The following is a 25,223-nucleotide window of genomic DNA, read 5'->3' as shown; positions in this document are numbered from 1 at the left end:
TTTTCTATTTTGCAAGCAGCACTTTCAGTTTAGGAAAAGCGCTGAGCGAATTCATGAAAAGGGCCTTGGATAAAACACTTTCATCCTCTTGACGAAGATCGGCCAACTCAGAGAGATAACGCGGCAAATCCAAAGGAGATGATTGCTTCGTTTCTGAAAAAACGGGCGGCATATCCGGAGCATCGGTCTCCAAAACGAGAGAACCGAACGGGGCTTGTATAGCGGCTGTCCGCACGCGTTTGCTACCAGGAAAAGTCATCGCGCCGCCCATGCCCAGGTAAAGACCTCTTCGAACGGCTTGCTTCATCTCATCGAGAGAGCCTGCGAAAGCATGCAATACGCCTGATACTGTCGGATATTCCTTCATCAATGCTAAAACTCGATAAAGTGCTCGGCGACTGTGAAGCGAAACCGGCAGATTAAACCGTAAAGCCAGTTGAAGTTCTTCTTTAAATACCGCTTCCTGACGATCCCGATCGAGTCCCTCCACGTAGAAATCCAACCCAATCTCCCCGATTCCAACTAAATGGGGATCGTCTTGATGTGTCTCTAAAAAGGCAGAAAGCGCCTTGATGTCAGCTTGCCAATTCTCTCGGATATACAGGGGGTGAAGACCCACACAATAGCCCCAATTGAGTTTTTGGGCGGTTTGGCGCACGCGCTCGAAATCCTCTACGCCGCCCGCTGTGATCACGCCGCAGACCACACCCATGGTGCTAGCCTTTTGAGCTAACACTTCAAGCGATTGTGCCAACGGGGCAAGCCCGACGTGATTATGTGTATCAATGATCATGCGTTATCAGCCTGTACGATCACACCATCGGCAATCGTGACGGCCCGATCACACTGAGCCGCCAAATCCAAATCGTGTGTGACAATCACGCAAGCGGTTTGATGACTTCTTGCTAAAGAAACCAAACTTTCAAAAACAGAGGCCGCGGTTTGACGGTCCAAGTTACCCGTCGGTTCATCGGCCAAAATACAGGCCGGCTCCGTTACCATCGCCCGAGCAATCGCACAGCGCTGCCGCTCACCCCCTGACATTTGAGAGGGCAAGTGATTAAGCCGATGGGCTAACCCCAAAGACTCCAGGACTTCCTTGGCTTTCTTTTTGGCCAAATCATCCCGTTCTCGACGAACAATTAGCGGCATGGCCACATTTTCAAGCGCAGTAAATTCAGGCAAAAGGTGATGAAACTGATAAACAAAGCCCAATTTTTGATTCCGAAGCTCATCTCTTTGCACTTCACTTAACGAATGAACCGAAAAACCGGCGACAGTGACTTCACCCTCATCAATTGAATCCAATCCGCCTAAAACATGAAGCAGTGTGCTTTTACCGGATCCCGAAGCGCCGACCACCGCCAGCAATTCCCCGGGCTTGACCTCAAGATCAACCCCCTTGAGAACCTCCACCGAGCGATCATCTTCGCGGTAGGCCTTTTTGACTCCTCGGGCAACGATGACAAACTCTTTTTCATTACTCATAGCGAAGAGCCTCCGCGGGTTTTGTTTGTGCGGCCCGCCAACTCGGGTAAATCGTAGCCAACAGGGACAAAATAAATGAGAAAGCCGCAATGGGAACAATATCGCCTGCCCTCGGATCAGAAGGCAGGGAGCTAATGAAGTAGACTTCCTTGGGCAAGAACTGAATACCAAAAAGCGACTCAATCGCTGGCACAATCACGTCAAGGTTACAGGCTAAAAGCAGCCCAAGCACGACGCCGCAGCTAACACCAACGATTCCGACAACCGCCCCTTGAACCATAAAAATCGTCATGATCGAAGAGGGAGATACGCCTAAGGTACGCAAAATGGCGATATCAGACTGCTTTTCTGTCACGGTCATCACCATGCTGGAAACCAATCCGAAGGCTCCCACTAAAACAATCAAAAAGAGAATGATGGCCATCATCCGCTTTTCGACTTGAACTGCGGCAAACCAAGTGCGATTTTGCTTACTCCAATCGGTTACAGCAAAGGTATCGGGTAAGGTTTTTAGGATTTCATAAGAAATTTCTGGGGCCTTATTCATATCATCGACCCGAACACGAAGACCGGCAGGGCCTGTTTGCCGGAAAAGTGCCTGCGCATCTTCAATATGAAGAAGCGCCATGGAACTGTCGTATTCGTAGTGACCGGAAGAAAATACTCCCGTTAGTGTGAAGGCCCTCATACGCGGGACAATTCCGGCTGGCGTTGCCCGCCCCTGAGGAATAATGACATTGACTTTATCGCCGATTCTCAAACGCAAAAGTCTGGCCAAATCAAGCCCTAAAACGATGCCGTACTCACGGGGTTTTAAATCAGCCAGGTGGCCGTAGGCCATTTGTTTATCGATATCGGAAACATTGTTTTCGGTTGCCGGATCAATACCGCGAAGCAATACCCCTCGCACACTTGAACCGGTGCTCAAAAGTCCTTGCCCGGAAGAATAGGGGGCCACCCCCAACACATGAGAATTGGATGCCACCAATTTAGCGGTGTCCTGCCAGTTGTCAATTGAGCCTGCGTAGCTCACAACTTCAATATGGGGAATAACCGAGAGCATCCGATCACGAACTTCTTTTTGAAATCCGTTCATGACGGAAAGCACCACAATGAGCGCCATCACCCCCAAAGCGATGGAAGCCACACTCATCACGGAGATGAAAGATATAAAACCGTTTTTACCGCGACCTCGGCGGCCTTGTCGGGTGTACCGCCACCCGATTCTGAATTCAAAAGGTAAATTCACGCAAAAGAGCCTTTGATCAAAAATTTCGTAATGGCGGAAATTTTAGCGGTTTTTGAACCGCTTTCGGAGATTGCTTGACACCTAAAAAAACAACGGGCGAAGCCTTTCAACCTCACCCGCTGCTAACTTGAGTCAATAGTCAGGACTATTTCTTGCTGCCACCCAACATGGCCACAGCGCTTGTGCCAGAAATTAAACCGCTCTTAGCGTAGATGCCAAGCTTGGCGCGCGTGTCAACAATGTCTAGATTGCGCATCGTCAATTGACCGATACGGTCTTCGGCCGTAAACATCGAGTCACCCTTTTCCATTGTCAGACGTTCGGGTTCGTAGGTAAGATTCGGGCTGACCGTATCCAAAATCGTGTAGTCGTTGCCGCGGCGCAATTCAAGCGTCACCGTGCCGGTGATGGCGCGAGCCACCCAACGTTGGGCAGATTCACGAAGCATGATTGCTTGAGAATCAAACCAACGACCTTGGTAGAGCAGGCGACCCAAGCGGATACCATTGATGCGATATTGCTCAATCGTATCTTCATTGTGAATTCCGGAGACCAAACGTTCATAAGCGATATGAAGCAAAGCCATCCCCGGGGCTTCGTAAACGCCACGGCTCTTAGCTTCAATAATACGGTTTTCAATCTGATCGCTCATACCCAAACCGTGACGTCCGCCAATCGCGTTGGCTTCATACATAAGGGCGACATGATCATCAAAACTCTTGCCGTTTAAAGCAACAGGAACACCTTCTTCAAAGGTCACCGTCACCACTTCAGGCTTAATTTCAACAGCCGGATCCCAGAACGCCACGCCCATGATGGGTTTAACGATCTTCATGCTTGTTTGCAGACTTTCCAAATGCTTGGCTTCGTGCGTTGCGCCCAAGAGATTAGAGTCCGTGGAGTAGGCCTTTTCTGCCGACATACGATAGTCGAAACCTTCGGCTTGCAAGAAAGCGCTCATTTCAGCGCGGCCGCCCAATTCGTTAATAAAGTCACGATCAAGCCAGGGTTTGTAGATCTTCAATTCAGGATTAGCTAAAAGACCATAACGGTAGAAACGTTCGATATCGTTTCCCTTGTAGGTTGAACCATCACCCCAAATGTGAACGCCGTCTTCACGCATGGCGTTCACAAGCATCGTACCGGTGACGGCACGGCCCAAAGGCGTCGTGTTGAAGTACGTTTGACCGGCCGTCGTGATGTGGAAAGCACCGGATTGAATCGCGGCAATACCCTCGGCCACCAATTGGGGACGACATTCCACCAAGCGGGCTTTCTCAGCACCGTAATTCATGGCTCGACGAGGAATCGCTTCATAGTCATCTTCATCGGGCTGACCGAGGTTGGCTGTATAGGCATAGGGAAGCGCTCCCTTTTTCTTCATCCAACGCAACGCTGCGGACGTATCCAAACCGCCGGAGAAAGCGATACCGACCTTTTCGCCAACAGGCACTTTTTGCAAAATGGTTTCAGACATAATTCCTCGTCTCAAAGTTTGAATCAATTATTACTTCCGCTCTCAAATCCGCGGAGCTGTCGGTTCAGTTTATTGGAAATCGCAACGCCTGAACAGGCAAAAGTTTGAGCCATCTCAAACTCTTCCATAGTCGACAAATAGCAGGAATTTGTCGAGTGTTAGCAAGCCTGGACGGCCATTTCACCTTTGAGGTATTTTTCCAGCCAAAATACCCCGATAATCGTCTTTACGTCAGTGATATCCCCGTTAAGCGTCATTTCTTTGACTTCTTTAAACGGCAGCCGATACACTTCCAGACATTCCCCTTCATCAAGATGACGATCACCAGCCTTTAACCCCTTGGCTAAGAAAAACTCAAGATGCTCGTCCGAGTACCCGATCGCATTATGGATGCGTCCGAGGTAATACCATTGATCAGCCTGATAACCCGTTTCTTCTTCAAGTTCGCGTCTGGCGCAAACCGAGGCTTTTTCATTGGGATCGAGTTTTCCAGCAGGCAACTCCCAGAATGCCTTTTCGCAGGGCTGACGCCACTGAAATTCCAAAAGTATCGTTTCATCGTCAAATAAGGCGATGATGACCGAGGCCCCCGGATGACGAATGTATTCACGGCTACGGACCAAACCGGTTGCGGTTGTCACTGTGTCACGGTCAATATGCAAAAAATGACCGTCAAACACCCGCTCTGTCATTGTTTTTGTTTCTCGAACGGCTGCAATCATTTCGTCGGTTACTTTGGGCATGTCTGAAGATTCCTCTGAAAAACTATGACAACGGACAAGAAAATTTTAATCAGCGCCGCTTTAGCCTGCACTAACAAAACAATTTTCGTTTAGACTAGTGGCTGTGTTGTTCGCCCGATTTAAAGCAAAAACAAATGCTTAACCTCAGAGACCGCATCGACATTTTGATCCGTATTCTTTTCGGATCCGCCATCGCGATCGGATGTTATTTCGTCGTCAGACCCTTTTTAACAGCCATCACCATTGCCGCTATTGTTACCGTGGTCAGTTGGCCATTGTTTGCACGGTTTAAAACCAATATGGGCAACAGACCGACACCGGCTGCATTTTTGATGGTGACGCTGCTTGTCGTGTGCTTGATTATCCCGATGATGTTCCTGTCGGCAGCCGTTGCTCAGCAACTTCCATCGGCGATTTCCGGTATTACCGAATATATCCGCACAATCAGCGCCCCTCTCTGGCTTAAAGAAATCCCTGTCATCGGTACTTGGCTCTACAGTCAAATGGCGATTGTTTTCCAACCGCAAGCCTTGGCCGATCTCATGCGCAAGATGATTGACCCGATCACGCGCGAAGTCTTTACCATCGCTCTTTCATTAGGCAACGGCCTTGTACAAATGGCACTCGTTGCCTTCATCGCCTTCTTCTTTTATAGAGACGGCGATGCGCTGGCAAGCCGGGCTAACGATTTTCTGGAGAAAGTCTCCGGTGATCTCAGTAACGAACTTTCCCACATTCTTGTAAGCACTACCCGGAGCGTGGTTTACGGCATTGTAGGAACGGCTGCCGGACAAAGTCTTGCCGCCTGTATCGGCTTTATTATTGTCGGCGCTCCCGGCACTCTGCTTTTGTCCGTGGCGGTTTTCATTCTGTCCGTTGTGCCAATTGGTCCGCCTTTAGTCTGGGGTCCGGTCGCTATCTGGTTGTACGCCCAAGGAGAAATCGGCCTGGCGCTATTCATGGTTGCCTGGGGTACTTTGGTGGTGGCAAGTGTTGATAACTTCTTAAAACCGTTGTTGATCGCAAGAGGTACGCCGCTACCTTTGTCGCTCGTATTTCTTGGTGTGTTCGGCGGTGTTATAGCCTTCGGTTTCTTAGGTCTTATTTTGGGCCCGGTGTTATTGGCTGTGGGCGTTGCCATGGTGAAAACGTGGCTATCGCAAAAGGCACGCAAGCGTATTGCCAAAGACGTTTCTATCACGTTTGCCATGCCGAAATTCGATGATGAGGAACCAGCTCATAAGGCGCCGGATGTGAAAAAGACAATCACCCCGTCAGTCAAAACCAACAAAACGGCACCGCGCCGAAACCATCCGAAGAGCTTTCCCAACGGCAAGCACAAATAATCTCTTTTAAACGCCTGTGGCTTTTAGCCCAGGCGTTTAAACATGAGTCTTTCGTAATGTTCAAGCGATTGAGCTTGCTCGGCGTATTCCATCGCCTCACGCGGATCAATCTGGGCCGGCACGATATCATCGCCTCTTAAATTGACGATTCCCCTGTAGCCCACACCGCGAGGCGTAAAACCGTAATACGTCGGATAGTGGCGGTCTTCATGCTGATGGCCATGAAAGAGATATTTCACCTGTAGCTTTTTAGCCAACTGATCAATCGCTAAAAAACCTTTCCTGTGACAACCCGGGGCTTCGTGCGTAACCAGGACATCCGCTTTATGATCCATCAGGTTATCGTACGTGGATGGGAAAATCGACGTGCGATGTCTTCTGGGCAGCCCCCCACGCCACATATTGCCTCGACCGATACGACGAATGAAAGCCCCTGCCGACATATAGTTGGGCGCCTGGGGAGGCATCCAGATTTGACCACGGAATACACCGCCCAAACCGGCGATACGAACTCCATTGACCAGCGCTACTCGACCGTGAAGGTTGTGACCGGCCAATTCGCTTCGCCAGAGCCTATCGTAGAAAAGATCATTGTCCGTATCATGATTGCCGGGAATCCACCAGACTTCGACAAAGCTCAGTATATCGGCCAAAACCTCATGCAAAGGAGCCGGAGGCTGCAGATCGCCCAAGATGACCATCGCTTTTGGACGATGCTCCTTGGCTGCCTGCAAAATATGATCAAATGAACCGTGAGGATCACCGCAAAAGAAAATTTCTTCAGCGACCTGCTCCGGAGACACCTTGGCTGAAGGTGTCTTTGCATGCGGTTCACGCGGTTTGTGACGATAGTGATAAGAACGACGAAAAGTCACGACTCTCTCCGTCTATCACTTGGAATAATTTTTCAAAGAAGCCTCTAAAGCCTCACGAACCTGATCTTTCAAGCTCTCCGGTTCCACCACTTTGGCAGCAGGGCCGTAGCGCAAAATATCGCCGACCAATTCAGGGCTGTTGCCGGAATAAGGAATCGTGAGTTCATAAAGATCATCTTTGAGCCAAAGTTCCATTTGATCCGGATGCCAAACCACTTGACTGGCGATTTTTGATGCCGCCCCCGCAAAGCGAATGCGTGCCCATTGCAGATCGCCCGATCGATACATGCCGTAATAACGATCAAGCTCGGCTTCAACCGTTTTCATCGGTACAACCTTCACGCCCATCTGCATGATATCCGCATAGCGGATATTTTCTACGTTAAAGCTTCTGAGAGCTCCCCTTTCGTGACACCACGCGTCCAAGTACCACCGATTGCGGTAGTAATTCAAACGCATGGGACTGACGACACGACGCGTTTCCTCTTTTTTGCTTTCTGAGTAGTAGACAATACGGACTCTTTGACGATGAACCAATGCTTGACCAATCACTTCAAACGTGTCGCTCACGATGGGTTTTCTCTGAGGTTCATGGATTTGCACCCGCTTTAATAATTCATCAGCATCGGCTTGATCCACAAACATGCTTGAGCGGATTCGAGAGGCCATTTGACGCAATTCTTTAGTCAAATACCCCTTGCGGTTCTTTTCAAGTTCAGAAAAGTCATTGAGCGTTTTCACCATGCAGTAAAGCTCATCGGGCGTAAACCACATGGAACGTCTGTCGTAGAAGTCATCACGCTTGGCTTCGGCGCGATTTTTAGCAAACAAATACCCGCCGCGAATTCTCGAAAACGTAATCGGCGCCTTCAGTTCCTCGCGCATGTAACGAATATCGCGCTTGACCGTTGCCGGGGCCGCGCCGGTTGCGCGCTGCAATTCTTCAAAAGTCACCACGCCTTTTTCGCTGATGAGGCGATCCATTTTCATCAATCGAACTTTGAAATCCATCGTATGCACCCAAAAAATTTAATGTGATTTTGTATGGTATCTATTTTTGAGCTAATTCTCAAACTTTTTTCTTCTTTAGCGACACAAAACACTGGGAGAGGGCTCAAGTTGAAAGTTTTCAATTGACGAAAAACCCAAATCAAAAGTATCGGTCACCGTGGATATTGAATCATTGGAAGTACTATCCCAACCCAAACCGGTTCCGACATCAATGTCACACTGATCCAGTTCTACAACATCATTGATCACTTCCTCAGACTGTATTTCCCAAAAAAGAGAGTCTTCATCAAAATCATCGTTTAACGAGGGCTCTTCAAAGAAGTCTTTTTCCAATTCCCCATTGAGATACTCACCCAATCGGGTCAGTTCCTGCCAAAACTCCTTCAATCCTCCGCCGTATAACGATGATCCATCATCGGGCAAACATTGAAGTGCCGCCTCATAGTCGCACAATGCCTTGTCAGATCGAGTATCGACTCCTTTGAATTGTTCAAGAATCGATAAAAAGGAATCAAAGTGATGAAAGTGACTTGAACTCATCATCGACTCCTCATCTTTTTGGCTTAAGTACTCGTAGAGATGATCCTGCATCAAAACCATCAATCGGATACCGAATGAACGCCGGTCGGAAGAAGAAAATAAACCGAGTTCCCAAGTGAGGCGACATTGGGAAAGAACGCGTCGTAAAACTTCTTCGACGGCTTCGTTTATGTCATCTCTTGTACTCAATCTGGCCTGGTAACGAGGATCTGCGACAAAAAGCGTTTCTAAACTTCTTTTGGTTTCTTCAGCAAAAATACCGTCTCGAATTTGCGCAAAGCGTTTACTCGCATTTTGCAACAGTTCCTTTACGTACAAGGCGTTTTTAGTATGAAAAACCCATCCGTTAATGTATTCAAAGGCAACTTTTCTCAGTTCACGCCGAAGTTCAGAAGCAACCAAATTGAGCAATGTTTTTGAGCCCACCGAAGAAAAAATTTCATCATTGACGGTCTTCCAACTTCTGCCATCGGGCGAACCCACGGAAAGAGAAACCGGATGAACCAAAGTACGGGAAAAAATCGGCGTGTAATAAAAACTTGCTTGAAGAAAGGAAACTGACTGAAAAGACATTTTCAAACCCCATTGATCGGTCAATTGTGGTTTGAAAAAAGTGTGCATTGACCTCATGCACTTCTGATGACTGCCTCACTCCCATCGTCTTCCTACAAACCCAAAAAAACGGATAAAACCCAAAATTAACTACTGTGGCAGTGACTGGGAGTTTACAAAAAAATAATGGCGATTTTCTATGATAAAAATCAAAAAACCGCCACTAACCGAATTTAATAACGTATCAAAGCTCTAAAAATGAGCCTTTTGTCAAACAGCCGCTTCGTCTGTCTCTCCCGTGCGGATGCGGATAACCTGTTCGACATCAAAAACGAAAATCTTCCCATCGCCGACCTTTCCGGTACGGGCAGCCTTTAATATGGCCTCTACCGCCTGATCGACTAAGTCTTCACTCATGACGGCTTCGATTTTGACTTTCGGTAAAAAGTCCACCATATACTCTGCCCCACGATAGAGCTCCGAGTGACCCTTTTGGCGGCCAAATCCCTTGACTTCCGTCACGGTAAGCCCTTGAACGCCGACATCGGACAATGCCTCGCGGACATCATCGAGCTTAAACGGTTTAATAATGGCAACGACTTGTTTCACAACAACTCCTTCTCAATTTCAACTAAAACTGTTTGGGCAAAAGGCCCTCAAAGAAAGAATCCGGCAATCCTTTCAACGGGCAATCCGATAATTTCACACCTTGAGGAGCCTGAGCGTGTTTAAAGCGAGCCCCCATGACGAGCTTCGTCACGCGTACTGCCAAATCGGATCCGTATTTTTTACGAAGCTTCTTACCATCGGCTCTCCCCTCCAGCATGTCTTTAAGCACAGCATCAAGAACTTCGTAGGGCGGTAAAGAATCTTCGTCTTTTTGATTTTCTCGCAACTCCGCGGTCGGCGCCTTGGTGAGAATTGTTTTGGGAATGACTCTTCTCAGGTATTCAACGTTATCACAGAGTTTATAGAGATCGGATTTGTAAATATCTGATAGGGGCGCTAAGCCTCCGACCATGTCACCGTAGAGAGTGCAATAGCCCACGGCCAACTCGCTTTTGTTGCCGGTATTGAGTACAAGGGAACGATCCGCGTTGCTGACCGCCATCAAGAGCAATCCTCTGACACGGGCTTGAATATTTTCCTGCATCAAACCTTTATTGCCCCAATAGGGAACATAACGTTCTGCAGTTTGCGCGATCAGATCAACCGCAGGCGTGATGCTGAGCTCTCGCAATTTGAGACCTAAATTTTGCGCAAGCGCCCGAGCATCCGAAAAACTTTCCTCGCTCGTAAAGCGAGAAGGCAATATGTAGGCATTGACGTTTTCAGCTCCTACCACACTCACAGCCAAAGCCGCCACCACCGCACTATCAAGCCCTCCGGACAAACCAAGAGAGACTTTTTCAAAGTGTCCGCGCTGCATGTAAAGTTTTAAGGCCATTTGCATGGCGGCAAAACGTTCATGGTGGCTATCAAGCCAACTTACTTTTCCGTCTTGCTCAGTAAAAGCTTCGGGATAGGCCATGTAATTGGCTCTCGTGCGACCGTTTTTCACAACCTTGCATTGACCAAGCCAAACGCAGCCATCGCTAAATCCTTGTCCGTCAACCACAATTAAATTGTTGGAATCGGTTTCCTCAAAAGCCTCACCAACCGCCGCACTTCTGAAATTAAGATCGTAATCAAGCCCCGAACGTTCGGCTTTAACGGCAACGCCTCCTTTTATCCATTCAAAGTCCAAACTTTTGATTTGCCCCTTTTTAAGGCTTAAAACCCCCAATCCTTCAGGCATAACAGCGGGAACAATAATTTCAGCCTCTGAATGAATGAGGGATGCGGCTAATTTACTTAACCAATGCGCATTTCGGCTTCGGTTTTCAGGCCGCGTGTTCCAGAACTCCTGAACAGTCCCCGTTAAGGCCTGAAATGGAAACAGCAGTACGTCGCCCGCCTTTAAATTTTTGCTTCGAGCCAAAGCCGTCATCTGCCGGGTGTTTCGTTCCGGATCATCAACTCGAAATGGATAAGCGTGGATATAAATCATGTGAGCCTCAAACAAAAAAGGCCGGGAAACGAAGAAACGATCCCCGACCTTTCAATTGCCTCTACCGATTAGCGGAAAGCAGCTTCAAGTGCGGGCACAACTTGTTTTTTACGGCTCATCACGCCGTCAAGCCACAAATTGCCCTTTTGCAACAAAGCAGGATCCTGACCAAAGGCGGTCGCGATCTTGGCGGGATCATCAGAAGCCATCAACAATTCAGAACCTTCCTTCATAATGTCGGTCAATAACAGCATGGCCGTATGACGACCTTCTTCAGACTTCACGCGAGCCAACTCAGCTTCGATCTCAGCCTTCATGTCAGCCACCAAGTCAAGCGAAACCAATTCAAGCTGACCGACACCCACCTTGGTGCCGTTCATATTAAAGTCCTTGAAGTCACGGAAAATCAAATCGCGCGGAGCAACGCCCTTGACAGCGCTCTTAGCGGTAAAGAGTTCCATGCCCAAAGCTTCAATATCCTGCACGCCGGCAATTTCAGCCAACTGAGCGGCAGCTTCCTTGTCCGCCTGTGTGCATGTCGGCGACTTAAAGATCACCGTATCAGACAAAATGGCGCAAAGCATGGCGCCGGCCACATTGGCCGGAACCGTCAAACCCAAGTAGTCATACATGCGCTTTAAAATCGTGCAAGTGCAGCCAACGGGCATAATGACGGCTTCAATCGGAGAAGAGCTTGTCACATCGCCGAGCTTATGGTGATCCACAATCCCCTTGAGATTGCATTGGTCAATATCAGCGGGAGCTTGGGCTTTATCGGAAAAGTCAACAAGATAGAGATCGTGACCGGCCACACTGGTAACAACTTCCGGAGCCGTCAAACCAAAACGATCCAAAATAAAAGCGGTTTCGGGAGCCGGTTTGCCCTGGGCAACAGCTTCAACATCAAGACCTCTTTGACGGTACAGATCGGCACAGGCAATAGCCGAAATAATGCTGTCACTGTCAGGGTTCTTATGACCTAAAATCCATGCGGACATTGTTTAATCCTCTGTTTTAAATTTCATCAACGCCGGATATTTTCAATTGAAATATCCAAGCACATTCGAAGTATTTTAATAAAAAATTCCTTCAAGCTAAACGATGCTTAAAAGTTTTTGGATAGCTTCCTGCACCTTTTCATCCTTAGCGGATACAAGCGCGACATTTCTGAAACCCACCTCTTCAAGCTGAGCTTTAGGTCTAGGATGAATGGTGAGGATAAATCCCTTTTGAAGCCATTCCAGCGCACCGGGAATTGTTTTAACAGCATGCATCAAAACACCGACTGCGTCCGTACTGGTTAAGTAGACAATCGGAGCCGGTCCTGAAATGGACGACTGTAATTTATCAAGCTCGGCGGTCGACAGTTCCAAGGGCGCCCTTTGATATGCAGGCAAAACCTCTACATCGGTTCCGTGAGCCATTAATTGTTCACGAAGCCACTCACGGCCGACTTGTCCGCGGACAATGAGCACTCGGGAGGGAAATCCCCGACTTTTCAAAAGTTCAAAAAGTCGCTCAGAACCGGACTCAAACGTTTCACCCTCAGGATAAAGCACTGGGGTATCGGGCCCCCAGGCTGCACGGATTACCCGGGCAGTGCCAGAGCCAATGGTGGTAAGCGTAATGTGCTCGGGCCATTTTTTTACATAAACGGCGCTGGCCGCAACCGCCGACGGACTGGCCAAAAGCACCATGTCAAATTTGGTTAAATCAGACAATCTCCCTTTGACCCGTTCCGGTTCCTCGGGCGGCAAAATGGTAAAAGCCGGCCACTTCCAGACATTCATGCCGAGCTTGCCAAGACGCTCGGCCAAACGATCATTAGGAGCGCCCGGACGCATCAGGATGATCGGTTTTTGATAATGAATCATGTTTTACGTTTTAATGCTGATTGGTCAACAACTTTTCAATATAACGCCTTGCGCCTTGTTTTAAAAGAGCCTCAACCGCCTCTGAGGCTAAACGCTCATATTCCGTCCAAGGACCTGTTTGTTCGGTCGCCACCAATTCACCCGTTGTGTGGTCACCGATTAGGGCGCGAAGTCGCATGGTTGAATCGGTAATGGTCGCATAGGCCGCGAGGGGCACCTGGCAGGAGCCACCGAGAGCACGGCTGACGGCGCGTTCAGCCAAGCAACAGGCGCGTGTTTGCTCATCATTGATAAAGGCAACGGCCTCACGCGTTTTTTCATCATCGGCCAGACATTCAAGCCCCAGTGCTCCTTGGCCGGGACTCGGCAGAGAAATTTCATCGCTGATAATTTCACGAATACGTTCTTCTAAACCTAAACGCTTGAGCCCGGCGCTTGCCATGATCAGCGCATCGTATTCGCCGCTATCCAACTTGCGCAATCGTGTACCAACGTTACCGCGAACGGGCTTGACAACCAGATGCGGGAACTTGGAGCGAAGCATTAATTCACGTCTAAGGCTTGCCGTGCCCACGACGGACCCTGCGGGCATGCTTTCAAGCGTTTCATAACGAGGGCTCACGAAAGCGTCTCGGGGATCCTCACGGCTACTCACAGCTGCCAGAACAAAACCTTCGGGCAACTCCATCGGAACATCTTTAAGAGAATGCACAGCCAAATGAGCGGAGCCTTCTTGCATGGCTACTTCCAGCTCTTTGACAAACAAACCCTTGCCGCCGATTTTTGATAACGTTTTATCGAGAATTTGGTCACCCTTGGTTGTCATGCCCAAAAGCTTGACGTCTTTTTCCGGATAACGCTCACGCAAAAGAGCCTGAACATGTTCTGCCTGCCAAAGGGCCAACGGGCTTTCTCGGGTGGCAATGATGATCGAATCAGACATGAGTTATTCCTTCAATCCATTTATTAATGATGGGCGATTTTGACACGTTTTTCTTAAAAAGAGCTGAGAAAAACACTCTTTTTCGGTTTTTGTCACCCATTATGAGCCGATCCAACGACATTTTCCTCTTTTTTGTCGACAATAACACTCTTAATCAATTGATTTTATTAGTATTTTCATTTAGAAAAAGTAAAAAAGTACTTTTACGCCACCAATATCAGGAATTGAATTGCGTACAATTCCGAGTTATCTGTTTTTCCATACGGTGAGAAATAAAAATGACTACTGTTGCCAATGAACACCTTGATCCCCTTGCCCAAAAGAAAAAGGCATGGTCGGGTCGTTTCTCCGAACCGGTTGCTGATTTTGTTTTGCGTTACACGGCAAGCGTTGATTTTGATAAGCGCATGGCCCTTGCCGATATCGCGGGCTCCATCGCTCACGCCACAATGATGAACAAGTGCGGCGTGCTCCATGATGAAGACTTGGCCGATATTAAACGCGGCATGAAGCAAATCATCGAAGAAATCCAATCCGGAAAATTTGAGTGGAAATTGGAACTTGAAGACGTTCACTTAAACGTTGAAGCACGTTTGACTCAATTAGTGGGCGACGCCGGCAAGCGTTTGCACACGGGGCGTTCCCGTAACGACCAAGTGGCCACCGACATGCGTCTTTACATGCGCGAAGAAATTGACACGATCACGGATTTGGTCGGTCAGCTTCAAGAAGTGCTTGTCCATTTAGCCGCCAAAGAAACGGACACCATCATGCCGGGCTTCACTCACATGCAGGTTGCTCAGCCCGTCACGCTTGGCCACCATCTGCTTGCCTATGTGGAAATGTTTGAACGCGACAGAACGCGTTTGATCGACCTTCGCCGCCGTGTCAATCAGTCTCCGTTGGGCGCTGCCGCACTTGCCGGCACCACCTACCCCATCGACCGCAATTACTCGGCAGAACTTTTAGGCTTTGAAGCCGTGATGCAAAATTCGCTCGATGCAGTCAGTGACCGCGACTTCTGTATTGAATTTACCGCCGCAGCCTCACTGATCATGATGCACATTTCTCGTCTGTCCGAGGAACTCATCTACTGGATGAGCCAACGGTTCAAATTCATGATGCTGCCCGATCGCTTCACGACGGGCTCTTCCATCATGCCTCAAAAGAAAAACCCCGATGTGGCAGAAACCGCTCGTGGCAAGGCCGGCCGTGTGGCAGGCGACTTGATCAGCCTCACCGTTTTGATGAAGGGCTTGCCGCTTGCCTACGCCAAGGACACCCAGGAAGATAAAGAACCGGTGTTTGACGCCATTGACACGGTCAAGGACACATTGCGCGCCTTTATCGAAATGATGCCGGGCGTCACCCCCAATCGTGAAGAAATGAAGAAAGCCGCACAGGCTGGTTATCCGACCGCAACCGACTTGGCTGACTATCTCACGAAAAAGGGCTTGCCCTTCCGTGAAGCTCATGACGTTGTGGGTTCCGTTGTGAAACTTGCCAGCAATCGCGGTTGCGATTTGGCTGAACTGACGCTCGAAGAGCTCAAGGGCTTTAGCGATCTCATCGAAGAAGACGTCTACGAAAAGGCTTTGAAGCTCGAAGCCAGTATTGCCGCCCGTGATCACGTCGGCGCTACGGCTCCGAACCAAGTCAAGCACCAAGTGGCTCGTTGGGCAGACATTTTTGAAAAGCGTCACGCTGAACCTAAACAAAAGCGTTTAGCTGATCTCCTTACCTGCTAAAAACAAACCTTAGAAACGATAGCCACCGATGCAAACGTATCGGTGGCTATTTTCTTGCCTTTCAAGCAATTACGCACAATTACCTAAAAACCTCCTTTTTGTCGCAAGAACACCTAAGCAGAGACACCTATATTTAAGAAACTTCATTCGTTTCATAAGTGATTTAGCTTATAAAGATTTGTCAACAATTTGAGAAAATGGGAAAAAATATTCGTGAAAGGAGTGAGTTATGTCTTGTGTTCAGGAACCGACGCCGCGTTGGTCGGCGCTCGCCTCTAAACCCAGCAGTTCCGTGATTCGTGATTTATTGAAGTTGCCCGCAGGCGTCATTTCTTTTGCCGGCGGCCTGCCCTCTCCCGAAGGTTTCCCCCTTGAAGATATAGCCAAAGCCTGTCAAACAGTTATCACCAAGGAAGGCAAACACGCTCTGCAGTACTCCATGGTTGAAGGTGAAATCGCTCTTCGCCGTGAAATTGCCCGCCGAGAAACACAAAAGGGCATCCCCACTGACTATGAACAAGTGCAGATTGTTTCAGGCAGTCAGCAAGCCTTGGACATCATCGCTCGTGTTTTCTTAGATAAGGGCGACAAAGTGTTGGTTGAATCGCCAACATACATGGGTGCGCTTCAAGCTTTTGACCTTTGCGAGCCCATTTACGTCAGTCTGCCTTGCGATGAAGAAGGTTTAAACCCGGCTCAATTTACCGAAGAAGTTTGCCGCGGCGCCAAGTTTGCTTATGTCATGCCGACCGCCAGCAACCCGACCGGTCTGACGATCTCCGAAGAACGCCGTAAATTGCTTTGTGAAAAAGCCCGTGAATACGACATGCTTCTTGTCGAAGACGATCCTTACGGTGAATTGTGGTATGACCAACAACCGCCTGCTTCTCTTCGCAAATGGGCTCCGGAACGTGTTATCCGTTTAGGCACGCTTTCCAAGATTCTTGCCCCGGGTTTCCGTTTGGGCTACATCATTGCGCCCGCCAACGTGCTTGATAAAGTGGCTCAACTTAAACAAGCCATGGACTTGCATACGTCTACCTTTACACAACTTATCTCCGCTCAAGTCTTTAGCGAAGATTTGCTTGTGCGTCACCTGCCGAGCGTGCGTGAACGCTATAAGACTCACGCCAACGCCATGCTTGAAGCCTTAAAGGAGTATATGCCTGAAGGCGTGACGTGGACGCATCCCACTGCCGGTATGTTTATTTGGGTGACTTTACCCGAGGGTGTGAATGCCACCGAAATGGTTAAAGACGCCTTGGCTAAGAAAGTCGCCTACGTTCCCGGCGAAGTTTTCTACGCGGGCGCTAATGTTGAAAAGAATCACTTCCGTCTCTCGTTCGTTACGGTTGACCCCGATCGAATTAGAGAAGGCGTGAAAAATTTGGCTGAAGTCATTCGATTGCGAATTTGACCCTACCCGATTTATCAGGCTGCCTACCCTGGGCCCGGTAAATCGGGCGAAAGGATAGGCGGCCTTTTTGTATGCTTTTTTCATTCTTTCTCTGACTTATAGGACTACTGCACCATGAACGGCTTAATCTTAATGGCTTGTACAATCGTGGCGTTGTTTGTCGGTTACCGCTTCTATGCACGGTGGCTCGAAAACACCTGGGGCGTTGACCCCAACGCTAAGACGCCGGCACAACTGAAAAATGACGGCAACGATTACGTGCCCACGAGCAAGTGGACCGTTTTCTCTCACCAATTTACCTCCATCACGGGCGCAGGCCCCGTCACCGGCCCGATTATCGCGGCCATGTTTGGTTGGCTCCCCGCCACCCTTTGGATGATCTTCGGCTGCATCTTCTTCGGTGCGGTTCAAGACTTCACCGCCCTTTACGCTTCCGTCAAAAACGGCGGCAAGTCCATGGGCATGATGATTGAACAATACATCGGCCGCACCGGTCGTCAATTGTTCTTGCTTTTCTGCTGGCTCTTTACCTTGTTGGTGATCTCCGCCTTCTGCGACATCGTGGCCAATACCTTTAACGGCTTTACCGCTCAAGGCGCAGAAATCATGCCCAACGCCGCTGCCGCTTCGATTTCTATTCTCTATATGTTCGTGGCTGTCGCTTTCGGTTTGTACCTCAAGTACAGAAAGCCCTCCGGCACCGAACAATTGATTGTCGGCATCATTTTGATGGTTTTGATGCTCTGGATCGGTATCGCCAATCCGATTTATGCCGATGCTGTCACCTGGCGCTATGTGGTTTTTGCCTACCTCTTTTGCGCAGCCGTGATGCCAATGTGGCTTTTGAAGCAACCGCGCGACTACCTGAGCATGTTCCTTTTGATCGGCATGATTTTGGGTGGCGTGATCGGTGTGTTTATCAAAAACCCTGAAATCAATATGCCTGCGTTTGTCGGCTTTGAAGTCAAGGGCTTGGACCTCTTCCCGATGCTCTTTGTGACGATTGCCTGCGGCGCTGTTTCCGGTTTCCACAGCCTCGTGTCTTCCGGCACGTCTTCCAAGATGATTGCCAATGAAAAAGATATGCGTCTGGTTGGCTATGGTTCCATGTGCGTGGAAACGGTTTTGGGCGTGGTGGCCTTGATCGTTGTGTGTGCTGCCGCCACTGACGGCGTGTTGCCCTCCGGCACACCTTTCCAATTGTTCTCTAACTCCATCGCTTCGTTCTTAACCGAAATCTTCGGTCTGCCCACCGATGTGAGCGCCTGCATCATGACGATGTGCGTGTCCGCTTTGGCTTTAACGAGCGTGGACGCAGTGGCCCGTATCGGCCGCATGAGCTTGCAAGAACTCTTCACTCCGCCTGAAGGCGTTGAAAAGAATAGCGTTCAAAAGCTTTTCACGAACCCTGTTTTTGCCACGATCCTCACGCTCGTGTTGAGCTACCTCTTGTGCTTGGCCGGTTACATGAGCATTTGGCCGCTCTTTGGTTCTGCCAACCAATTGCTCTCTGCTTTGGTGCTCACAAGCTTGGCCGTTTTCTTAAAGGCCACGGGCCGCAAGGGCTGGATGCTTTATGTCCCCATGACAATCATGTTCTGCGTGACGATGACCGCTTTGGGTATGTCTGTCTGGCGTATTTTCGGCACGATCTCAGCCGGAACGTTTGTGTTCATGGTTGACGGTTTGCAATTGATCATTGCCGTTGCTTTGATCGCTTTAGCTTTAATGGTTGTGATGCACTGCTTGCCGAAGCTTTCGGATAAAAAAGCAAACTAAACTGATCTAGACATTCAGTTCTGCCAATCCCCAGCTCTTAACGGAGTTGGGGATTTTTTATTAGTTGTTTTTAATTGACTAAATCGCTCGTCATCATTTGGACTTAATTGCCAAGATCGGTCGATTAGAAAGTGATGCAAAGATTGCCGGTACTTCCGGTGAATACGATATGACCGCTTACTCTATTTCTGCAGAAACCGGTCACCGCTTCATGTTGGCTCCGAGCGTTTTCCTGGAACCCCAATTTGAAGTAGCCTACGGTTACGCCTAAGAGGCTGATTTCAAGACAATCAGTGCTACACATCAAGTAACGGACAGCAAGTTAAATTCCACTGATAGTTTGACAGGACGAATTGGCATGAACTCAATGGTGATGTTACGTACCGTCGTGGTTCGGAAACCTATGACGAAGACTTCTCTGACACATGGACTCAATACGGTATCGGTGGCCACTTTAATGTGACGGATACCACTTATGTTTATGGTGATGTTCGCAGAACAACTGGAGGCGGTGTAAGTGAACCCTGGCGCGTTAACTTAGGCGTTCGTTATAGCTTCTAAGACTTTAATCAACTAAGCTAGTCCCCTGCTCAGTCTCAAACGCTGAGCAGGGATTTTTTATCGCTTAGACACAATAGCAAGAAAGATCGTCAAGACAACGATTGGAATCAGGTAATAAAGCCCCGGCACCACAAGACCATAGTACCAAAGGTGAGACACTTCGGGAGCCCGCCAGATAGAGACCACCTCAAAAGCTGTATGACCGATCCCAACATAGATTAGGCAACGGAGCACCTGCTCTAAAAGAATGTATAACTTTGAAGAAATCTGCATGACGCCCCCATTAAGTTCTTCTGGCGTTATAAACACCGGGCAGATCCTGAATCGTCTTTAAGGTCTTCTTCAAAGATTCTGCGCGAGTTATTTCAACGTTAAAGCGCCAATGCATATCGCCTCTGATCATTTGCGAGCTCATTCCCACAATTGAAATTTTCTCTTTCATGAAAATTTCACTCATGTCCTTTAAAAGACCGGGAATATTTTGGCCTACAACCAGTACTTCAACCGGGAAAACGGCGCCTTCGGCGTTACCCCAACTCACTTCAATTAAGCGCTCCTGCCCTTTTTCATCCAAATGGCGAATATTGGGACAGTCGGCTCGGTGAATCGTTACGCCACGGCCACGCGTGACAAAACCCACGATCTTATCCGGAGGGGCCGGGTGACAGCAGCGAGCCAATTGGGTCAGAAGGGAGTCAACGCCTACAACCAACACTTGGCTTTTTGCATGCTCAGCCTTGGACTTTGAAGTAAAGAGTTCTTTTTTCTCTTCTTCCTGAGGCTTAAGAGCTTTTTCAATGCTCTTGTAGCCAAATTCTTCTTTAGCTGCGCCGACAAAAAGGTCTTCTACGGTGTCGTAGCCCAAGCGCTTAGCAAGTTCTTCAAGCTTAAAAGCCGTTTTACCGAGACGCGCCATGTCTTTTTCGACGATGTCTCGTCCCGCGTCAACCATCTCTTCAACCGCTTTTTGATTAAACCACTGACGCACCTTTCCCCGGGCGCGATTGGTCACAACAAAGCCCAATTCAGGATTTAACCAGTCACGGCTCGGACCGCCCGTTTTAGCGGCCACAATTTCCACCGTTTCACCGGTCTTGAGCTTGTAATTTAACGGCACCATATTACCGTTAACCTTGGCCCCACGACAACGATGCCCCAACTCACTATGCAAGTGGTAGGCAAAGTCAATCGGCGTGGCTCCGGTTCGCATTTCCACCACGCGCCCTTGAGGCGTGAGCACATACACGTGTTCGTCTTCTACGCCCTGAGGACCCTCGGGTTTAACGTCACTACTCCAAGCAAGCAGCTGGCGAAGCCAGGCCACTTTCTGATCTTCGGCACTTTGGGAGCTCTTTTCCGAATTGCCGGCTTCTTTATAGCGCCAGTGTGCGGCCATACCGAGTTCGTTGTACTCGTGCATCTCACGCGTACGGATTTGAATTTCAATCGGACGATTACGCGAATCCAAAATCACGGTATGCAGTGACCGGTAACCGTTCGGCTTCGGGTTGGAGATGTAGTCGTCGTACTCGGAACTGACACCCGGGAAATTCTCTTGGACAATGGAAAGCACTTCATAGCATTGCTCAACGGTTTGCACAATGATGCGAAGCGCGCGCACGTCATAGAGCTGATCAAAGCGCAAATGCTTTCTTTCCATCTTCTTGTAGATGGAATAGATGTGTTTGGGACGCCCTGAAACTTCCGCTTCAATCCCCTTTTGTTCAAGCATCTCTTTAATCTTATCCACCGCATCACGCATGAAGGCCAAACGGGCTTCTCGGCTTTCATCCAATTGGCGAGCGATTTCGTTATAGATATCGGGCTTGGTAAAACGCAACGACAGATCTTCTAATTCCCACTTGATCTGCCAGATACCTAAGCGGTTAGCAAGCGGTGCGTATAGCGCCAACGTGTCAGCACCGTAGGCTTTAGCCCCCTCCGGATCGTTTTTCTTCATGGCGTAGTAACGGAGGGTTTGAAGGCGGCTTGAGAGTCGGAGAATCACCACACGCAGATCGCGGCACATGGCCAAAACCATCTTTCTCAAAAGCGCATCTTGGGCTTTGAGCATCAATTTATCGCTGCCCTTTTCATCATCCTCAGCGGGCATCAGACGGGTTTTGCCATTTAATTCGATGAGGCGGTGCAATTCATTGACAAGCTCAGCCACACCGGTGCCGAAATTGTTCTTTAACCACTCTTCGGGATTGGCTACGCAATCATGCACTGCAAAAAGATAACAGGCGGAAATCAGCTCTTCATCATCGCGAATACCGCGAACAATGTTGGCCATGCCATCGGCATGAGCCAAGCGGGCTTCTCCGGTGAAAAGTTTTTTATCGCCGTATAGAGGGATAGCCAGCTGCCGGGCAAGCAGACTGTCGGCTTTTTTTTCTTCAGACATAAGACACCCCAGCCAATTCGTTAAAAAACCCAAGTCCCTCCCTGATTCAGAAGAAGAACTCAACGGGCCAGTAGGTAAATGACAGAATTAAATTGTAGGGACAATCCGAACAAAAAGGGACAAAGAAATTGTGTCGATTGATGTCTTTTTCCTAACGTCTAATCAGACCACCTAAGAGAGCCGCCACTTTAGGCTTTTTCTTCGTGTCTTTGGCACCCAAACCCAATGGTTTCTCAATAGCTTCCGAGATCTCCTGCGGCTGACTGGGAACATAAGGCTCATCAAAAAAGGGATCTGTACATGCGGGCGTCACAGGTGGCGGCGTGTACACCTTTCTCGGACCTCTTGACGGACGGCGATGAGGCGAGACATCCATGCGAACGCGCTTGAAATGTTCCTTGATTAAAGACTCAATAGCTGCGACGTTTTTTTCATCAGCGCCCGGGCACATCAGTGTTAAAGCGAGCCCCTTCATCCCCGCGCGTCCTGTACGACCAATGCGGTGCACATAATCCTCAGCGTTAAAGGGCACGTCAAAATTAATCACAACCGGCAAATCGGCGATATCCAATCCGCGTGCGGCCACATCGGTTGCCACGAGCACTTTAATGGTGCCTTGCTTGAAGCCTTCCAATGTCTTGATTCGCTCATCCTGGGTTTTATCCCCGTGAATGGAATCGGCTTCAATACCATATTGAGAAAGTGTTCTAGCCAGACGTCTGCAGACAATCTTGGAATTAACAAAAACCAAGATGTTCTTAGCGTCCTCGCACACCTCATCATCCAAAAGATCAAGTAGCGCATCCACTTTCTCAGAATTGTGGACCTCAAAGAGCTTCTGGGTGATTGTTTTAGCCGTCGAGTTTTCCCGAGCGACTTCAACCAATTGGGGATTTCGTAAGAAGTTAGCGGCCAAACTTTTAATTTCAGGCGAAAAAGTTGCCGAAAACATCAGACTTTGACGCTTTTCGGGCAACAACTTCAAAATCTTTGAGATATCGGGTAAAAAGCCCATATCAAGCATCCGGTCGGCTTCATCCAATACCACTATCTGAACCTGGTTTAAAACCGTGTTTCGCTGCTCAACGTGATCGAGCAGGCGACCGGGTGTTGCCACCAATACTTCCACACCACGGCGAAGCGCATCCTGCTGTGTATGGATATCGACACCGCCAAAGACGCAAGCCGTGCGCAAACCGGTGTACTTAGCATAGGCCTGAAGGTTTTCGTGCACCTGGTCGGCAAGCTCACGCGTAGGCGTAAGAATGAGCGCTCTTACCGGATGGCGCGCCGGAGACATACTGCTATTGGCTGTCGGAATCAAACGCTCCAAAAGCGGCAAACCGAAGCTTGCCGTCTTGCCGGTTCCCGTCTGTGCAGCGCCCATCACATCATTGCCCGCCAAAACCAAGGGAATCGCTTGAATTTGAATAGGCGTCGGGGTTTCATAACCCATTTCAGAGATGGCACGCATCAACGATTCGTGCAAACCGAAAGAAGAGAAAGTTTGATTTTCAGACATTCGTTTTCCAACAAAAATCAGGTCTTTTCCTGACTCAAAATAGCAATATCACTTTGAAATTTCGGAGATTTTATCATTTTGAAGGTCTTTTTTCTCCATGAAAACCTCACGAATAAGCAAAAGGCTTCAGAATTTCTCCTGAAGCCTTCTGCTTTGTCAGATGTTCCTGACGGTATCTAACCGAATTTGATTAGATGAAGAACAAATTCATCAAGAAGAACGTCGGCACCAAGATACCCACGGACCAAATCATGTAACCGAAGAAGCTCGGCATCTTCACGCCGCGTTCTTGAACGATCGAGATCGTCATGAAGTTCGGCGCATTACCGATGTAGGTCATTGAACCCATGAACACAGAACCCATGGAAATGGCCATCAAGGTGTGAGAGTCTTCGTTCATCAACAGCATCGGATCGCCGCCGGCCAAATTAAAGAAGGCCAAATAGGTCGGAGCGTTATCCAAGAAGGAAGACAAGGAACCGGCTAACCAGAAGAACATGTGGTTATTGAACGTTCCGTCCGCGTTGGTCACCAAAGCCACGAGTGGAGCAAAAGCACCCTCGTGTCCGGCGCGCAGCATTTCCAACACTGGGACGATACAGCAGAAGATACCGAAGAAGAGCTTGGCCACTTCAAGAATCGGATCCCAGGAGAATTGATTGCTTTCACGGGCCACCTTCGGCGTAAAGGCCAAGCTTAAACCGGCAAACGTCAAAAAGAGCACATCACGAATGATGGATTCAAGCGTTAATTGAACGTGAAGCACTTCAAAGCTGATACCGGACTTCCAGAAACCGGACAAAAGCATACTGCCGACGATACCGGCCAAGAAGAGGATGTTGATGGCCCCTTCGATCTTAAACGGTTCCTTTTCTTTAAAGTGAATCGTGTTTTGATCTTCTTTCTTATAGACGATCGTATCCAAAATGACATAAATCGCCAACAGGAAAAGGACCGTTGACATCATCGGCAAGAACAGATGTTCGGTCGTCCAGAAGAAGTCAACGCCACGCAAGAAACCCAAGAACAAGGGAGGATCGCCCAACGGAGTGAGGCTGCCGCCGATATTGGCCACCAAGAAGATGAAGAAAATAAAGGTGTGCATGCGGTATTTGCGGTTCTTATTGGCTTCGAGCAAAGGACGAATGATGAGCATGGCCGCACCGGTCGTTCCCATCACATTGGCAAGCAACGCACCCGCAAACAAAAAGGCCGCATTCATCATCGGCGTTCCCTCGAAAGAAGAACGAATATGAATGCCGCCTGCCACCACAAACAAAGCACCCACAAAGATAATGAACGGAATGTAGTCACCGATAATGGCGTGCGCGATGGCGCCGGTGGCAATCGAGCCGCCATAGACCGCAAAAAGCGGCACAGCGCACAACAAGGCCCAAGCTACAGCGACCTTACCGAAGTGGTTATGCCAGAAGTGAGGCACAAGCATCGGGCACAAGGCAATGCTCAGCAAAATACCGGCAAACGGAATGGCCCAAGCGATGGAAAGCTCGGCGCCATTGAGACCGGCCGCGTTGGCGAGCATCGGAGAGACCGCCAAAAACGCGCCCAAAAGCATCTTATGAATCATTTGTTAATTCCTTTGCTTTCTTTTGATTTAAGTTAACTTTTAGATTGTATAAA

22 protein-coding genes and 1 pseudogene are annotated in these 25,223 nt (G+C 48.9%); 6 read left to right on the top strand and 17 right to left on the bottom strand.

The features are described 5' to 3' along the window. Window positions 1-4: 4 nt before the first annotated feature. The 5 genes from M3080_RS05130 to M3080_RS05110 all read right to left on the bottom strand — a co-directional run bounded on the left by M3080_RS05130 (window position 5) and on the right by M3080_RS05110 (window position 4,957). The gene (locus M3080_RS05130; RefSeq protein WP_249092175.1) at window positions 5-793 is read right to left on the bottom strand and encodes a TatD family hydrolase; all 789 of its coding nucleotides are present in this window, start codon (window positions 791-793) and stop codon (window positions 5-7) included. Next, complete coding sequence (locus M3080_RS05125; RefSeq protein WP_249092174.1) at window positions 790-1,488, bottom strand: ABC transporter ATP-binding protein; 699 nt, start codon at window positions 1,486-1,488, stop codon at window positions 790-792. Before M3080_RS05125 ends, M3080_RS05130 begins: the two co-directional genes overlap by 4 nt. Continuing rightward, the gene (locus M3080_RS05120) at window positions 1,481-2,737 is read right to left on the bottom strand and encodes a lipoprotein-releasing ABC transporter permease subunit (RefSeq protein WP_249092173.1); all 1,257 of its coding nucleotides are present in this window, start codon (window positions 2,735-2,737) and stop codon (window positions 1,481-1,483) included. The genes M3080_RS05125 and M3080_RS05120 overlap by 8 nt, the downstream gene beginning before the upstream one ends. Before the next feature lie 145 nt (window positions 2,738-2,882). Next, window positions 2,883-4,214, bottom strand: a complete 1,332-nt coding sequence (gene argG / locus M3080_RS05115; protein WP_022473284.1) for an argininosuccinate synthase — start codon at window positions 4,212-4,214, stop codon at window positions 2,883-2,885. Between the two features lie 158 nt (window positions 4,215-4,372). Then, window positions 4,373-4,957 carry an NUDIX domain-containing protein gene (locus M3080_RS05110; RefSeq protein WP_346429230.1) on the bottom strand — a complete coding sequence of 195 codons (585 nt, stop codon included), beginning with the start codon at window positions 4,955-4,957 and terminating at the stop codon, window positions 4,373-4,375. Window positions 4,958-5,091: 134 nt separating this feature from the next. On the opposite strand from M3080_RS05110, the gene M3080_RS05105 reads away from it, so the two are divergent. Continuing rightward, on the top strand, window positions 5,092-6,303 hold the full coding sequence (locus tag M3080_RS05105) for an AI-2E family transporter (RefSeq protein WP_249092172.1): 1,212 nt from the start codon (window positions 5,092-5,094) through the stop codon (window positions 6,301-6,303). A 23-nt stretch (window positions 6,304-6,326) separates the two neighbouring features. On the opposite strand, the gene M3080_RS05100 is transcribed toward M3080_RS05105, so the two are convergent. The 8 genes from M3080_RS05100 to hemC form a co-directional block, all read right to left on the bottom strand. After that, window positions 6,327-7,178, bottom strand: coding sequence for a metallophosphoesterase family protein (locus M3080_RS05100; RefSeq protein WP_249092171.1), 852 nt, complete (start codon window positions 7,176-7,178; stop codon window positions 6,327-6,329). A 15-nt stretch (window positions 7,179-7,193) separates the two neighbouring features. Continuing rightward, window positions 7,194-8,189 (bottom strand): helix-turn-helix transcriptional regulator, encoded by a 996-nt coding sequence (locus M3080_RS05095; protein ID WP_022473280.1) that lies wholly within the window; start codon window positions 8,187-8,189, stop codon window positions 7,194-7,196. 75 nt (window positions 8,190-8,264) lie between these two features. Beyond that, the gene (locus M3080_RS05090; protein WP_249092170.1) at window positions 8,265-9,302 is read right to left on the bottom strand and encodes a hypothetical protein; all 1,038 of its coding nucleotides are present in this window, start codon (window positions 9,300-9,302) and stop codon (window positions 8,265-8,267) included. A gap of 249 nt (window positions 9,303-9,551) precedes the next feature. Further along, window positions 9,552-9,890, bottom strand: a complete 339-nt coding sequence (gene glnK, locus M3080_RS05085) for a P-II family nitrogen regulator (protein ID WP_022473278.1) — start codon at window positions 9,888-9,890, stop codon at window positions 9,552-9,554. A 22-nt stretch (window positions 9,891-9,912) separates the two neighbouring features. Further along, the gene (nadE, locus tag M3080_RS05080) at window positions 9,913-11,331 is read right to left on the bottom strand and encodes an NAD(+) synthase (RefSeq protein ID WP_249092169.1); all 1,419 of its coding nucleotides are present in this window, start codon (window positions 11,329-11,331) and stop codon (window positions 9,913-9,915) included. Between the two features lie 68 nt (window positions 11,332-11,399). Further along, window positions 11,400-12,329, bottom strand: coding sequence for a manganese-dependent inorganic pyrophosphatase (locus M3080_RS05075; protein WP_249092168.1), 930 nt, complete (start codon window positions 12,327-12,329; stop codon window positions 11,400-11,402). A 96-nt stretch (window positions 12,330-12,425) separates the two neighbouring features. Beyond that, entirely contained in the window at window positions 12,426-13,205 is a 780-nt protein-coding gene (locus tag M3080_RS05070) for a uroporphyrinogen-III synthase (RefSeq protein ID WP_249092167.1), read from the bottom strand. A 10-nt stretch (window positions 13,206-13,215) separates the two neighbouring features. Then, complete coding sequence (gene hemC, locus M3080_RS05065) at window positions 13,216-14,148, bottom strand: hydroxymethylbilane synthase (RefSeq protein WP_249092166.1); 933 nt, start codon at window positions 14,146-14,148, stop codon at window positions 13,216-13,218. 278 nt (window positions 14,149-14,426) lie between these two features. Between hemC and argH the strand changes: the two genes are divergently transcribed. From argH to M3080_RS09410, 5 genes and pseudogenes are all read left to right on the top strand, one after another. Further along, window positions 14,427-15,896 (top strand): argininosuccinate lyase, encoded by a 1,470-nt coding sequence (gene argH / locus M3080_RS05060; protein WP_249092165.1) that lies wholly within the window; start codon window positions 14,427-14,429, stop codon window positions 15,894-15,896. Between the two features lie 229 nt (window positions 15,897-16,125). Continuing rightward, window positions 16,126-17,313 carry an aminotransferase-like domain-containing protein gene (locus M3080_RS05055; RefSeq protein WP_249092164.1) on the top strand — a complete coding sequence of 396 codons (1,188 nt, stop codon included), beginning with the start codon at window positions 16,126-16,128 and terminating at the stop codon, window positions 17,311-17,313. 114 nt (window positions 17,314-17,427) lie between these two features. Next, window positions 17,428-19,092, top strand: a complete 1,665-nt coding sequence (locus M3080_RS05050) for a carbon starvation CstA family protein (protein ID WP_249092163.1) — start codon at window positions 17,428-17,430, stop codon at window positions 19,090-19,092. Window positions 19,093-19,189: 97 nt separating this feature from the next. Next, window positions 19,190-19,363 carry an autotransporter domain-containing protein gene (locus tag M3080_RS05045; protein ID WP_249092162.1) on the top strand — a complete coding sequence of 58 codons (174 nt, stop codon included), beginning with the start codon at window positions 19,190-19,192 and terminating at the stop codon, window positions 19,361-19,363. Window positions 19,364-19,461: 98 nt separating this feature from the next. Beyond that, window positions 19,462-19,653, top strand: a pseudogene (locus M3080_RS09410) (autotransporter outer membrane beta-barrel domain-containing protein); the annotation flags it as partial. 57 nt (window positions 19,654-19,710) lie between these two features. Here M3080_RS09410 and M3080_RS05040 read toward each other — a convergent pair. The 4 genes from M3080_RS05040 to M3080_RS05025 all read right to left on the bottom strand — a co-directional run bounded on the left by M3080_RS05040 (window position 19,711) and on the right by M3080_RS05025 (window position 25,158). After that, the gene (locus tag M3080_RS05040; protein ID WP_249092161.1) at window positions 19,711-19,926 is read right to left on the bottom strand and encodes a hypothetical protein; all 216 of its coding nucleotides are present in this window, start codon (window positions 19,924-19,926) and stop codon (window positions 19,711-19,713) included. 10 nt (window positions 19,927-19,936) lie between these two features. Beyond that, window positions 19,937-22,060, bottom strand: a complete 2,124-nt coding sequence (locus M3080_RS05035; RefSeq protein ID WP_249092160.1) for a RelA/SpoT family protein — start codon at window positions 22,058-22,060, stop codon at window positions 19,937-19,939. 151 nt (window positions 22,061-22,211) lie between these two features. After that, window positions 22,212-23,582 carry a DEAD/DEAH box helicase gene (locus tag M3080_RS05030; RefSeq protein ID WP_249092159.1) on the bottom strand — a complete coding sequence of 457 codons (1,371 nt, stop codon included), beginning with the start codon at window positions 23,580-23,582 and terminating at the stop codon, window positions 22,212-22,214. Window positions 23,583-23,772: 190 nt separating this feature from the next. After that, window positions 23,773-25,158 carry a sodium:proton antiporter gene (locus M3080_RS05025; protein WP_428982292.1) on the bottom strand — a complete coding sequence of 462 codons (1,386 nt, stop codon included), beginning with the start codon at window positions 25,156-25,158 and terminating at the stop codon, window positions 23,773-23,775. Window positions 25,159-25,223: the final 65 nt, after the last annotated feature.

It is taken from the genome of Parasutterella secunda, assembly GCF_023336895.1.
GTDB lineage: Bacteria > Pseudomonadota > Gammaproteobacteria > Burkholderiales > Burkholderiaceae_F > Aphodousia > Aphodousia faecalis.
The sequence above is the reverse complement of the archived record's forward strand: the minus strand, read 5'-3'. Positions and strand labels throughout refer to the sequence as shown.